The sequence below is a fragment of the Corynebacterium sp. HMSC075F02 genome, assembly GCF_001838335.1.
Taxonomy (GTDB): domain Bacteria; phylum Actinomycetota; class Actinomycetes; order Mycobacteriales; family Mycobacteriaceae; genus Corynebacterium; species Corynebacterium jeikeium_D.
The window spans coordinates 24,984-37,554 of the sequence record NZ_KV836302.1; the positions used below are offsets into that span (position 1 = coordinate 24,984).

The following is a 12,571-nucleotide window of genomic DNA, read 5'->3' on the forward strand; positions in this document are numbered from 1 at the left end:
GCTACTTAAGCAGCGGCTTCAGGTACTGCCCGGTGTGGGAGCCGGAACAGTTCGCGACATCCTCCGGCGTGCCCTCTACAACCACGGTGCCACCGCCGGAGCCGCCTTCCGGCCCCATGTCGATGATCCAATCCGCAGACTTGATGACATCCAAATTGTGCTCAATGACAATGACGGTGTTGCCCTTGTCCACCAGGCCCTGCAACACCAACATGAGCTTGCGGATGTCCTCAAAATGCAGCCCCGTGGTCGGCTCATCCAAGATGTAGACCGTCCGGCCATTGGAGCGCTTCTGCAGCTCACTGGCCAACTTCACGCGCTGAGCCTCACCACCCGAGAGCGTGGTTGCCGCCTGCCCGAGACGGACATAGCCCAGGCCGACGTCGACAAGCGTATTGAGATAACGCGCAATCGACTGAATCGGCTCGAAGAACTCCGCTGCCTCGGAGATGGGCATGTCCAGAACCTCAGCGATGGTCTTGCCCTTGTAACGAACCTCCAGCGTTTCGCGGTTGTAGCGCGCGCCGTGGCAAACCTCGCAAGGCACATAGACGTCCGGCAGGAAGTTCATCTCAATCTTGATGGTGCCGTCGCCCTTACACGCCTCACAGCGGCCGCCCTTGACGTTGAAGCTGAATCGACCGGGCTTATAGCCACGAACCTTGGCCTCTTGCGTCTCGGCGAAGAGGTTGCGGATCTTGTCGAACACACCGGTGTACGTCGCTGGGTTGGAACGCGGGGTGCGACCAATCGGCGACTGATCAACTTGCACCAGCTTGTCCAGCTGATCCAACCCCTCCACGCGGCTGTGTCGACCCGGCACCTGACGAGCACCGTTGAGCTCGTTGCTCATCACCTTGGCCAGGATTTCGTTGACCAAGGTGGACTTGCCGGACCCGGAAACACCCGTAACGCAGGTCAACACGCCGAGGGGGAACTTCACGTCAATCTTCTTCAGGTTGTTTTCGCGAGCGCCCTTGACCGTCACCATGCGCGACTTATCAATCGCACGACGGTTCTCCGGCACCGCCAATACCCGACGACCCGAGAGATACGCACCTGTCAGTGATTCCTCGCAGTCAACGATGCCAGACGGTTCACCCTGGTAGACGATTTGTCCACCGTATTCACCGGCCTTTGGCCCAATGTCGACCAGCCAATCGGCCTCGCGAATCGTGTCCTCATCATGCTCGACCACAATCAGGGTATTGCCCAGGTCTCGCAGGTTTTTCAGAGTCTTGATTAGACGGTTGTTATCACGCTGGTGAAGACCAATCGAGGGCTCATCCAAGACGTAGAGCACGCCAGCGAGCCCCGAACCAATCTGTGTGGCCAGACGAATTCGCTGCGCTTCACCACCGGACAGCGTGCCTGCCGAACGAGACAGGGACAGATAATCCAGGCCAACGTCAAGCAGGAATTTCAGACGAGCCTGCACCTCACGCAGAACACGCCCGGCAATCATTTCCTCGCGCTTGCCCAGAGTCAGCGAATTCAGGAATGCCGAGCCATCGTGAACCGATAGCTCTGTCAGCTCGGCAATATTCTTCTGCCCGAACTCCGCCGAATCCAACGTCACCGAAAGAATCTCCGGACGCAAACGAGTACCGCTACATGCCGGGCACGGCACCTCACGCATGTACCCCTGGAAACGCTCCTTCTGAGAGTCGCTCTCCGCCTGTGACAGCTTGCGGTGCAGGTACGGCATCACGCCTTCGAAAGGTGCGGTGTACTGGCGAGTACGGCCGTAGCGATTGCGGTAACGCACCGTGACCTTGTGGCTGGAACCATGCAGCAGGGCCTTGCGCTGCGGCGCTGTGAGGTCTTCGAAAGGCGTGGTCGGGTCGAAGCTCATCTCGGTGGCGAGGCCTTCAACCAGCTTTTCAAAGTACTTCTTGTTCAGCGTCTGCCGCCACGGCGCAATCGCCTCAATCGTCGGCAGCGACGGATCTGGAATCACCAGGTCCGTGTCCACCTCCAGCTTGGTACCGATACCGTCACACTCCGGGCACGCACCATACGGCGAGTTAAAGGAAAACGACCGTGGCTCCAACTCATCGATAGCAATACGGTGCCCATTCGGGCAGGCCATCTTCTCCGAGAACCGCTGGGTTCGACGCGGGTCGTCCGCCTCTAGCCCGACGGCGTCGATGACCACGACGCCGTCGGCAAGCAGAAGCGCCGTTTCGACGGAATCGGTGAGCCTGCGCTGCTGCGACTCCTTCACCTGGAGACGGTCAATGACCACGTCAATGTCATGCTTGACCTGCTTCTTCAGCTTCGGCGGATCCGTTAGACGGTGCATTTCACCATCGACGATGACACGCGCGTAGCCCTCGGATGCGAGGCGTTCAAACAGGTCGACGAATTCACCCTTGCGCGTGCGCACGACGGGTGCGAGGACCTGGAATTTGGTGCCCTCCGGCATTTCCATGACCTGATCGACGATCTGCTGTGGAGTCTGTGAGGAGATTACTTCCCCACAGGTCGGACAGTGCGGAGTACCGGTGCGCGCGTAGAGAAGACGCAGGTAGTCATACACTTCAGTGATGGTTCCGACGGTCGAGCGCGGGTTGCGGTTCGTCGACTTCTGGTCGATCGACACCGCCGGCGAGAGCCCCTCAATCATCTCTACATCGGGCTTTTCCATCTGCCCCAGGAACATGCGCGCATAGGAGCTCAGCGACTCCACGTAACGGCGCTGGCCCTCGGCGAAAATTGTGTCAAATGCCAGTGACGATTTACCCGACCCCGACAGACCTGTGAAAACCACCATCTTGTCTCTGGGCAAATCGATGTCAACACCCTGCAGGTTATGCTCGCGGGCGCCTCTGACCACTAGACGTTCAGCCACAGTGGGAAACCTCAATTCGTCGACGATTCACTGCCGACTAGTCTACAGTCCATAACCAATTTTTCGCACATGTGTTCAGAGACTCGTGGTTACGTTGCGCTCCTAGCGCGCCGACAGACACCTCATTACCCTGGGGCGCATGAACGACGACATTACAATCAGCCCTTACTCCAACTCGCCGAGAACGCGCGGCGTTGAGCGCATTGACTACGGCAATGTCACTATTTATAAGACCTCCGTCGGATCGATGGACAACAACGTCTACCTTTTGGTCGACTCCCGCGAGCCCGACAATTCCCTACTTATCGACGCCGCCACCGACGCCGACCATCTAATCCGCCTGGTTGAGCACGTCGGCGCGCAGGTCCGCACGATTGTCACCACGCACTCCCACGGCGATCACGTTCAGGCGCTCGGCGAGCTCCTGCAGTCATTCCCGGCCCGCCACATCACGTCCAGCCTCGACGCTGCCGACATTCCCGAGCCCGCCGACCAGCAGCTCGACGGCGGCGAGACCATCACGTTCGGCGAGGACATCACGCTGCCCACGTTCATCCTTCGCGGACACACCAAGGGCGGCCTCTGCCTCGACCTGTCCGCCAAGGAAGCCGGCGCGCTTTCCGACGACACCCCGTCACACCACCTCTTCGTCGGTGACAGCATCTTCCCAGGCGGTGTCGGCAAAACGTACTCGCCCGAGGATTTCACGCAGCTTATCGACGATGTCGAGAGCCGTGTCTTCCGCGTCTACCCCGCCGACTCGGTGATTCACCCCGGCCACGGCAAAGACACCACAGTTGGTGTCGAGAGCCCCGAGGTCGAGAACTGGCGCCAGCGTGGTTGGTAGCGCTGGATGAGCGTGGTCGGTAGTGCTGGATGGTGCCGCAGCTTCTGAAAAACTTGTCATTCCCGCGACATAAATAGGCCGGGCTGCGTAGGATTAATAGTGAATTACAGCGACCAGATGGCCAAAAACACGGTTTCACCTGGACGACAAAGGAGATGGAATTTAGATGATTCGCAAGTTTGCCCGACCAATGCTGGCCTCGGTTTTCGTTGCCGACGGTGTCGACACGCTGATGAACCAGAAGGATCATGAAGAGGGCGCACGCGACCTGATTGCCCGCGTCCGCTCCGTAACCCCGAACCAGTACAACAAGTACGTGCCAAATAGCGAGAAGCTGGTTGTCCAGGTCGTCGCTGGCACCAAGGTTGCTGCGGGTTCCCTCTACGCTCTGGGTAAGGCCCCACGCCTGTCCGCCACCGCTCTGGTCGCTGCACAAGTTCCGACGATGCTCGCTCGCCACGCATTCTGGGAAACCCAGGATTCGAAGGAGAAGGCGGCTCGCCGCACTGGTTTCCTGACCGACATCGGTTTGCTGGGCGGCCTCTTCCTGGCTACTGCTGACACCGACGGCAAGCCGGGTGTCGCTTGGCGCGCTGAGAAGGCAGGCAAGCAGCTGAACAAGAAGGTTCAGGCTGCCCTGCCGACCAAGTCTGAAACCGAGCAGCGCACTGAGGAAATCAGCGCAGCCTTCGCTTCCGCCGGCGAGAACGTCCGCGAAAAGGCCGGCCTGCTCCGCGACCGCGCTTCTGAGGCCACCGATGGCGCTCGTGAATACGTCGAGGACAACAAGGACGGCTGGCGCGCGCAGCTCACCGACGCCTTCGACACCGCTAAGAGCTACGTCGAGGACAACAAGGACGACTGGATTGCCAAGGCCACCGAGCTCGCTGAGGACGCGCGCGACTATGCCGAGGACCTGGGCAAGGATCTCAAGAAGGACACTCGCAAGCAGCGCAAGGAACTGCGCAAGCGCGCAGCCAAGGCTTCCAAGGAGGCCAAGAAGTCCGCAAAGAAGGCGCAGAAGCGCCTGCAGTAAGTTTGCTGCCGCAGTTAAAGCGGTATACTTAAACGCTCCCCACGCCACTACGCGTGCGGGAGCGTTTTCATATTTTTATATTCATTCAGCACATCAGTTAGCACTAATTTTGCGATTCGTTGAGGAGACCAGGTTGGCGTCGCGCGCATCCGAGCCCGGGCAGGACCAGACAGGCCGCATTGGCCACACTGGCCAGGCAGGTCTGCCGGACCAGGCAAGTTCAGCACCACAGCGAGAAGAAGAAAGCATCCTCGCTGCCGAACAGGCCTACGTCGACCGTGCGTTCAGCTTCCTCGACCGGGCACGCGAGCGCGACCAAGAGTACCTGCGCCAGGTCATGCTCATCGACGACCCAGACCCGCAAGCCCGCGTGGAACGCGAGGTGGAATACCACCGACTACAGGCTAATCTGGACCGCTACCGCTCAGCCGAGATCGGCCTGGTCTTTGGTCGAATCGATATCGATGACACAGACCCCGACAATCCTTTGTCAGAGGAAGGGCCGGGGGCGACCGTCGATAAGCGATACATCGGGCGAATCGGCCTGTCCGATGAAGACGACGACTACCGCACGGTCATCATGGATTGGCGTGCCGACGGCGCGCGCCCGTTTTACCTGGCCACGACCGCGCATCCCGAGGGAGTCAGTCTGCGTCGACACCTGCGCACTCACGGCCGGAAGGTCCGCAGCATTGACGACGAATGGCTCTCCGGCGAGGAAGCCGACAGCGCACACGAGACCGAAGTTGAAGCGGGCGTCGGTGGCGAATCGGTGCTGCGGGAGGTCATGAATCAAGCGCGCACCGGCCATATGCGCGGCATTGTGGAGACCATTCAGCGCGAGCAGGACCTCATCATCCGCGACTCCACCCGCGGCACCCTGGTCGTCCAGGGCGGTCCCGGCACAGGCAAGACGGCAGTGGCGCTGCATCGCGTCGCATGGCTTCTCTACACCTACCGCGATCAACTGGCGAAAACCGGTGTCCTCATCATCGGCCCGAACACAACCTTCCTCGACTACATCTCGCGCGTGCTGCCGAGCCTCGGCGAAACGGGCGTGGTACTGACCACCATTGCCGATCTCTACCCCGGCGTGCGCGGTTCCAACGCGCTTATCGACGGACACAACCCCGAACCCCTGGTTGCGCAGGAAGTTAAGGGCTCGATTGAGATGCTCACTATCCTGCGCGAAGCCGTGCGGGCCTACCAGGAGCTCCCCGCGGAACCTCTTGAAGTCCGGAACGACAACATCACCCTGACGATCACACCTGACATGGTGAAAGCTGCACGCACGCGTGCGCGGCGGACTCGGAAACCCCACAATCTGGCCCGGCCGATTTTCCGCGATCACGTGGTGGAGCTCCTGGCCGCGCAGATGGCCGAGGTCATCGGTGCCGATCCGCTGGGCGGCGAAAACCTCCTGTCCGTGACCGACATTGCCGATCTACGCGACGAAATCGACGAATCCGGAGCAGTTGCCGACATCCTCGATGAGCTGTGGCCTGCGCTTACGCCCGAGCGGGTGCTGTCGGAGCTGCTGAGCTCTCGCGAGGCCATCGACTACGCCGCCACCGATTACGACGAGCTGACGCGCGAGGCTCTCTACCGGCCGGAAGGCACCGACTGGATGCCTTCCGACGCCCCGCTTCTCGACGAGCTGGCGGAACTCCTCGGCCCAGTTGGTGACGCGGAGGCCGATGAAGAGGATTGGCAGGCCCGCGTCGAGGAAGCGCAGGGCGCGTTGGATACCCTGTCCAGTTCTGCGTCCCAGGATCTTGACGACGGCTTCGAGGCCGAGATCTTGTCAGCGTATGACGTCATCGATGCCGAGGCACTGGCCGAACGCCACCGTGAGCGCGACCTGCGATCCACCGCCGAGCGGGCGGCGGCGGATCGCCTGTGGGCCTACGGCCATGTCATCGTCGACGAGGCTCAGGAACTCTCCGCGATGGCCTGGCGAATGCTGCGCCGCCGCAGCCCCAACGGCTGGATGACCCTCGTCGGCGACGTGGCCCAGACGGGCTCCCCCGCAGGTGCCGCGACCTGGGATGATGTGCTGGAACCCATCATCGGCTCGAGGTGGCATCTCCACGAGCTGACCGTCAACTACCGCACCCCAGCTGAGGTGATGGAGGTCGCCGCCAGCGTCCTGGCCGAGATTGATCCGGAGCTGGAGGCACCGCAGTCGATCCGCGCGACCGGCCGCAAGCCTGTCCAGGCTCGCACCGTGACGGAGGCTCTGGCGCATGTGGAGCAGGTTGCGCAGCCGGACCGCCTGGTCGCTGTGATCGCGCCCGCCGAGTTGCTCGAAGCCACACGCGCGGAGGTGCGGGATTTTCTCGGTGGTGGAGCTGGTGCCGCTAATACTGCCGACGCGACTAGCTCCGATGCCACACCTGCTACTCGCCCCAGCAAACTCACCAACTGCGCGGTCTACGACATCACGACCTCAAAAGGCCTGGAATTCGACGAGGTCATCGTCGTTGCGCCCGACCAGATTGTGGCGCAATCCCCACAGGGGCTACAGGACCTGTACGTTGCACTGACTCGTGCGACCCAGGGGCTAATTGTTGTGGCGCCTCAGCAGTCGGGCGTTTTGCCGGAGCTGCAGTGGTTAGAATGACGAGGATAGTGCCGTACAGAATGAGTGAGACATTATGTCCCAAAACTATCTACCTCAGCTAGCTGAACTTCGCGCACGCCGTCTCATTGCCCAGGGGTTAGCTGCAAGTCAAGCACGCAGCGATTGGAATACAAACCTCAAGTCGCCTGCATTATCAGCAACGCATGGCATGGTTGCTCTGCAAGGGCAGAATTATTCGAACGGTGTTGATGCCATCGCCTTGCGCAGTGGCAGCACCACCGACGATGTTTTAGCAGCCATTTCTTCTTACGACATCGTTCGCTGTTGGTCGCAACGAGGCACCCTGCACTTTGTTTCAGCGCAAGACGCGGGAGCAATTATGAGGTTGACGAATCCGCGCATCGAAAAGGCAGCAGCAAGACGTCGTACGACACTCGGGCTTTCTCAAGATGATGTGCAGACCGCAAGGGCAGCATTTCATTCCGAATTGCGCTCACGTGGCCTGTCCGACCCGCTGACTCGGACTGAAGCCTATGAGGTTTTCGCAGATCATGGAATAGACCCCACGGAACAAAGAGGTCCTCACCTACTGCGCACATTCGGCGGCGAAGGCGCTGTCGTCCAAGGGCCACGAAGAGGATCCGAAGATACCTTCGTCCTGCTTGCCGACGTAACGTCCAAAGACGGCCTCTCAGCAAATACCACAGAGGGCTCCAGCACAGAACACTCAGCTGAATCCACGCTGGCCGACATTGCCTGGCGCTATGTTAATTCCCGCGGACCTATCTGTGTAGCTGACTTCGCGTGGTGGCTGGGGCTGACGAAAACTCAAGCGAAAAAGGCCCTTAAGCTTATCGATCACTTAATAGTTCCTTTCTCCCTCGATTCCTCTGCCTCTCCGGACGCGCCAACTGACACAGAATTCATCGGTGAAAATCTCGCGCAAAATGAGTACTTCATGCCGACATGGCAGCAGAACGTAACTGAAGCCGAGCTTGAAGCCGCGCTTTCACTGACGCTTCGACTGCCCGCTTTTGACGAGTACCTCATGGGCTATGGCAGCCGTACCGAAGTTCTTCCTGAATCCCTTCGCAATCAGGTCTTAACTAGAAATGGAATTAGCTGGCCTTTTGTAGTTGAAGAAGGAGTTATCACCGGCCGGCAATAGAAAAACCGGCACCTCAGCTCAGAGGCGCCGGTTTAAAGCGAAATCTAAATTCTTAGCTCACCGTTTTGTTAGCTCACGGTTTTATTAGCTCACAGTGTGAACGATCATGACATCACAGTCCGACTGACGAGCAACATCAGCCGGCACGGAGCCCAGCAGACGACCAGTCAGCGAGTTAATACCGCGGTTACCAACCACCAGCAGGTCAGCGCGACGGTCGGTGACCAGGGACATCAGAGCCTCAACCGGGGAGCCGGAGCGAATCTCGGTCTCAACCTTGGTCGCGCCGACGGCCTCTGCGGCCTCCTTAGCAGCAGCCAGGTTCTTCTGAGCCGGGTCATCACCGAGAACCTGAACCGAATCCTGGCGCAGGGTCTTGGACGCATCCTCTGCAGTCTCGTAGTAAGCGCAGCCGATAACCAGGGTCGCATCGAAAGCAGCAGCAATCGAAGCAGCGCGCTCTACTGCGAGCAGCGACGACTTAGAACCATCCGTGCCGACAACAATGGTCTTGTAATCACTCATGAAAACTATCCCTCACTGTGGAAGTTGCATTAAAACAGTTCATCGTGCGTAACGCCGTCATTGCCCCGAACCCACTGGCCAGAGGCACTTTCGCGAATACACTGTTTTACTTCCCACAACAGTAGCAAAAAACTACTCGACACCGGCCTCAATCATCCCCTTAAGTTCCTTCTTGAGGTCGAAAATCTCATCGCGCAAGCGCCCCGCGAGCTCGAACTTCAACTCTCGCGCAGCCGCGGCCATCTGCTCCGACAAATCCGCGATGAGCGCCTCGAGCTCCGCCCTCGGCATCTGCTTACCGCTAGCACCATCGGCCGCGCCCGAGCCGTCGGCACGCGAGAGCAGTGCATCAGCGGCCGCACCGGTCTTGCCTTCGTAATCGGTGTCAGCGTTGTCGTAGACCTGATCCAGAATGTCCGCGATCTTCTTGCGCAGCGGCTGCGGATCGATGCCATGCTCAGTGTTGTAAGCAATCTGCTTTTCGCGGCGGCGCTCCGTCTCGTCGATGGCGAACCGCATGGAATCGGTGATCTTGTCGGCGTACATGTGCACCTCGCCGGAGACGTTTCGCGCGGCACGACCAATCGTCTGAATCAACGAGCGCTCCGAACGCAGGAACCCCTCCTTGTCGGCGTCGAGGATTGCCACCAGCGAAACCTCGGGCAAGTCCAGCCCCTCGCGCAGCAGGTTAATACCGACCAGCACGTCGTACTCGCCGAGACGCAACTGCCGCAGCAACTCAACGCGCTTGAGCGTATCAACATCCGAGTGCATGTACCGCACCTGCACACCATTTTCGAGCAGGTAGTCGGTCAGATCCTCCGCCATCTTCTTCGTCAGGGTGGTCACAAGAACGCGCTCGTCACGCTCGGTGCGCTTTCGGATCTCGCCGATCAAATCATCGATCTGCCCCTCAGTAGGCTTAACGACGATCTTGGGGTCCACCAGCCCAGTCGGACGAATAACCTGCTCCACATACTCGCCACCGGTCTTTTCGAGCTCATAGTCACCCGGCGTTGCGGACATAAACACGACCTGGCCCACTCGGGCATCGAATTCGTCGAACGTCAGCGGGCGGTTATCCAACGCCGATGGGAGGCGGAAACCGAAGTCGACGAGGTTGCGCTTACGGGAGGCATCGCCCTCGAACATGCCGCCAATCTGCGGCACGGTGACGTGCGACTCATCGATGATGGTGAGGAAGTCCTCCGGGAAATAGTCGATGAGTGTCGCGGGGGCCGAGCCCGGCGCGCGACCATCGATGTGGCGCGAGTAGTTCTCGATGCCGGAGCAGAAGCCGACCTGTTCAATCATTTCGAGGTCGTACTCCGTGCGCATGCGCAGACGCTGTGCTTCCAGCAACTTGCCCCGGTTTTCCAGATCCGCCAGGCGTTCGGCGAGTTCGGCCTTGATGTCCGCGACGGCGCGTTCCATGCGCTCCGGGCCGGCGACGTAGTGCGTAGCTGGGAAGATGCGCAGCTCCGGGACTTGGTCGATGACGTCGCCTGTGACTGGATTGAGGTAGTACAGCGAATCAATCTCGTCGCCGAAGAACTCCACCCGCACGGCCTTTTCTTCGTAGGCCGGGATGATGTCGACCACGTCACCTTTTACTCGGAAGGTGCCGCGGGTAAAGGCGATGTCATTGCGGGCGTACTGAATGTCCACCAAAAGGCGCAGGAACTGGTCGCGGTCGACTTCCTCGCCCTCCTTCAGCCACACCGAACGGTCGAGGTAGGACTGCGGGGTACCCAGGCCATAGATGCAAGAAACAGAGCTGACGACGACTACGTCGCGACGCGACAGCAGCGCTGAAGTAGCCGAGTGGCGCAGGCGCTCCACGTCCTCGTTGATGGAGGAATCCTTTTCAATATAGGTATCGGTCTGCGCGATGTAGGCCTCGGGTTGGTAGTAGTCGTAGTACGAAACGAAGTACTCGACCGCGTTGTTTGGCAGCAGGCTGCGGAGCTCATTGGCCAGCTGGGCCGCAAGCGTCTTGTTCGGTGCCATGACGAGGGTTGGCCGCTGCACCTTTTCGATCAACCACGCTGCGGTGGCTGACTTACCGGTGCCCGTGGCACCCATCAGGACTACCTCGCGCTCGCCTCTATCTAGGCGCTCCGACAGTTCCGCGATTGCCTGCGGCTGGTCGCCCGAGGGCTCGAACTCGCTGATGACCTCGAAGTTTCCCTCAGCGCGCTCGACTTCACCGACGGGACGGAACTCCGAGTGCGCGAGGACGGGTTGCTCTGCTGCAAATGCCATAGTTCCCAGCGTAGCGAAGGCTGTCTTGAAAGCGGCTGGTTACGTTACTTCCTGGGGCTTTGGGCTGTCCAGGGCTGGGGCCCAGGGGCTTAGGAGCGGCTGTCGAGTTCCGGACCAACATTAAAATCGGCACAGATTTGGACAAGGCTGGCATAAAGTCGCTGCCAGGCCAGCAAAGGCGGGTTCCGCTTCACCAGCTGGCCCTTAGTGCGCATGGACTGACTCCTGGTGAAGCGCAAGCCGTCTTATCGATGGTCCGCGGCTGCGGCTGCGAGGCTGCAAGGCTGCAAGGCTGCGGGAGGCCTGGGTTATCCACACCCTGAAAGTTGTCCACAGATTGGACGTGGAGCCTCTCTCACAGAAAATCCCCTGGGCCGAAAAAGCTTAGAGTCCCGACCATGGGAAGTTTCACCACGGCCGAGTTGCGTGCACTCGGCATCGGAGAGAAAAAGACCAGAGCCCTCCTACAACAAGGCAGGCTAATTAAATTGGTACGTGGCCTCTACATTGACGACCACTCTCCCGCCTCAGTCGCCCGAGCAATCACGGGGCATTACAAAAGCATTGCGCTAACCGGTAAAAGCGCAGCTCAAATCCACTTGAGACTTCCCCTGACACTTCCTATCCAGGCAGAAGGCGCGGGATCAGTTCAGGCCGAGACCTTCTCCATTAGGCACAGCCGCCTACCGTCCTACACCAGCATCAATGGCCTCCCAGTTGTCGAAGCACTCTGGGCAGCACGAGCTTCAAAAGACTATGCACGCAGAATCCTGGAAACACACTACGCCGGCCGGGACGGCGAGAAGCGACTCAACCACGACCTCAGCCGGATGCGGAAAGTTCCCGCCTGGCTGCGTGAAACCATCGCCACCACGCCAATCGGCTCATGCAGCGAACTCGAGCGCAAGCTGGCCCGTCCACTAATCAAGCGCGGGTACCGCATCCGAATGAACCAGTACATCGGCCCCTACTGCTTCGACATCCTGCTTGACCAGTGGAAAATAGCCATCGAAGTTGACTCAGAGAAGTACCACGCCAACGAGGACTCGTTCATCACAGATCGCTGGAAGACCAACTCCGGCACGCTGCACGGCTGGATAGTCCTGCGGTTCACGGACTCATGCATCAATTGGAATCTCGACAGCGTCCTCGACGAGATCGAGCAGGCAATCCGATGGGTACAAAAGCGCCGTCCCCGCATGGACTATAAACCAGGATGGCCTGCCTGTCAGAAAGTTTGGGAATGGAATCCAACGGTTGGCTACGCCAATAAGCAGCGATAAACAGCCGAT

Annotated in this window: 8 protein-coding genes; 5 read left to right on the plus strand and 3 right to left on the minus strand. The window is 59.6% G+C overall.

From position 1 onward, the window contains the following. Position 1 precedes the first annotated feature (1 nt). The gene (gene uvrA / locus HMPREF2920_RS00120) at positions 2 to 2,854 is read right to left on the minus strand and encodes an excinuclease ABC subunit UvrA (protein WP_070437626.1); all 2,853 of its coding nucleotides are present in this window, start codon (positions 2,852 to 2,854) and stop codon (positions 2 to 4) included. 139 nt (positions 2,855 to 2,993) lie between these two features. Between uvrA and HMPREF2920_RS00125 the strand changes: the two genes are divergently transcribed. The 4 genes from HMPREF2920_RS00125 (at position 2,994) to HMPREF2920_RS00140 (ending at position 8,489) form a co-directional block, all read left to right on the plus strand. Beyond that, on the plus strand, positions 2,994 to 3,701 hold the full coding sequence (locus HMPREF2920_RS00125; protein ID WP_070437629.1) for an MBL fold metallo-hydrolase: 708 nt from the start codon (positions 2,994 to 2,996) through the stop codon (positions 3,699 to 3,701). 166 nt (positions 3,702 to 3,867) lie between these two features. After that, positions 3,868 to 4,737, plus strand: a complete 870-nt coding sequence (locus tag HMPREF2920_RS00130; protein WP_070853956.1) for a DoxX family protein — start codon at positions 3,868 to 3,870, stop codon at positions 4,735 to 4,737. Positions 4,738 to 4,870: 133 nt separating this feature from the next. Then, positions 4,871 to 7,360: a HelD family protein gene (locus HMPREF2920_RS00135; RefSeq protein WP_070853957.1), complete on the plus strand. Its 2,490-nt coding sequence runs from the start codon at positions 4,871 to 4,873 to the stop codon at positions 7,358 to 7,360. A 34-nt stretch (positions 7,361 to 7,394) separates the two neighbouring features. Beyond that, a complete protein-coding gene (locus HMPREF2920_RS00140; protein WP_070853958.1) occupies positions 7,395 to 8,489 on the plus strand; it encodes a DNA glycosylase AlkZ-like family protein in 1,095 nt (364 codons plus the stop codon). An 84-nt stretch (positions 8,490 to 8,573) separates the two neighbouring features. On the opposite strand, the gene HMPREF2920_RS00145 is transcribed toward HMPREF2920_RS00140, so the two are convergent. Both HMPREF2920_RS00145 and uvrB read right to left on the minus strand, forming a co-directional pair. Then, positions 8,574 to 9,014 carry a universal stress protein gene (locus HMPREF2920_RS00145; protein ID WP_070853959.1) on the minus strand — a complete coding sequence of 147 codons (441 nt, stop codon included), beginning with the start codon at positions 9,012 to 9,014 and terminating at the stop codon, positions 8,574 to 8,576. A 132-nt stretch (positions 9,015 to 9,146) separates the two neighbouring features. Then, positions 9,147 to 11,279 carry an excinuclease ABC subunit UvrB gene (gene uvrB, locus HMPREF2920_RS00150; protein ID WP_016422912.1) on the minus strand — a complete coding sequence of 711 codons (2,133 nt, stop codon included), beginning with the start codon at positions 11,277 to 11,279 and terminating at the stop codon, positions 9,147 to 9,149. Between the two features lie 398 nt (positions 11,280 to 11,677). Here uvrB and HMPREF2920_RS00155 point away from each other — a divergent pair, with 398 nt between their 5' ends. Further along, positions 11,678 to 12,562 (plus strand): type IV toxin-antitoxin system AbiEi family antitoxin domain-containing protein, encoded by an 885-nt coding sequence (locus HMPREF2920_RS00155; protein ID WP_070853960.1) that lies wholly within the window; start codon positions 11,678 to 11,680, stop codon positions 12,560 to 12,562. The last annotated feature ends 9 nt before the right edge of the window (positions 12,563 to 12,571 follow it).

What these genes read in the sequence shown, in the direction of transcription:
- HMPREF2920_RS00125 (WP_070437629.1), top strand. Translation starts at nt 2,994, where the DNA reads ATGAACGACGACATTACAATCAGCCCTTACTCCAACTCGCCGAGAACG.
- HMPREF2920_RS00130 (WP_070853956.1), top strand. Translation starts at nt 3,868, where the DNA reads ATGATTCGCAAGTTTGCCCGACCAATGCTGGCCTCGGTTTTCGTTGCC.
- HMPREF2920_RS00140 (WP_070853958.1), top strand. Translation starts at nt 7,395, where the DNA reads ATGTCCCAAAACTATCTACCTCAGCTAGCTGAACTTCGCGCACGCCGT.
- HMPREF2920_RS00145 (WP_070853959.1), bottom strand. Translation starts at nt 9,014, where the DNA reads ATGAGTGATTACAAGACCATTGTTGTCGGCACGGATGGTTCTAAGTCG.
- uvrB (WP_016422912.1), bottom strand. Translation starts at nt 11,279, where the DNA reads ATGGCATTTGCAGCAGAGCAACCCGTCCTCGCGCACTCGGAGTTCCGT.
- HMPREF2920_RS00155 (WP_070853960.1), top strand. Translation starts at nt 11,678, where the DNA reads ATGGGAAGTTTCACCACGGCCGAGTTGCGTGCACTCGGCATCGGAGAG.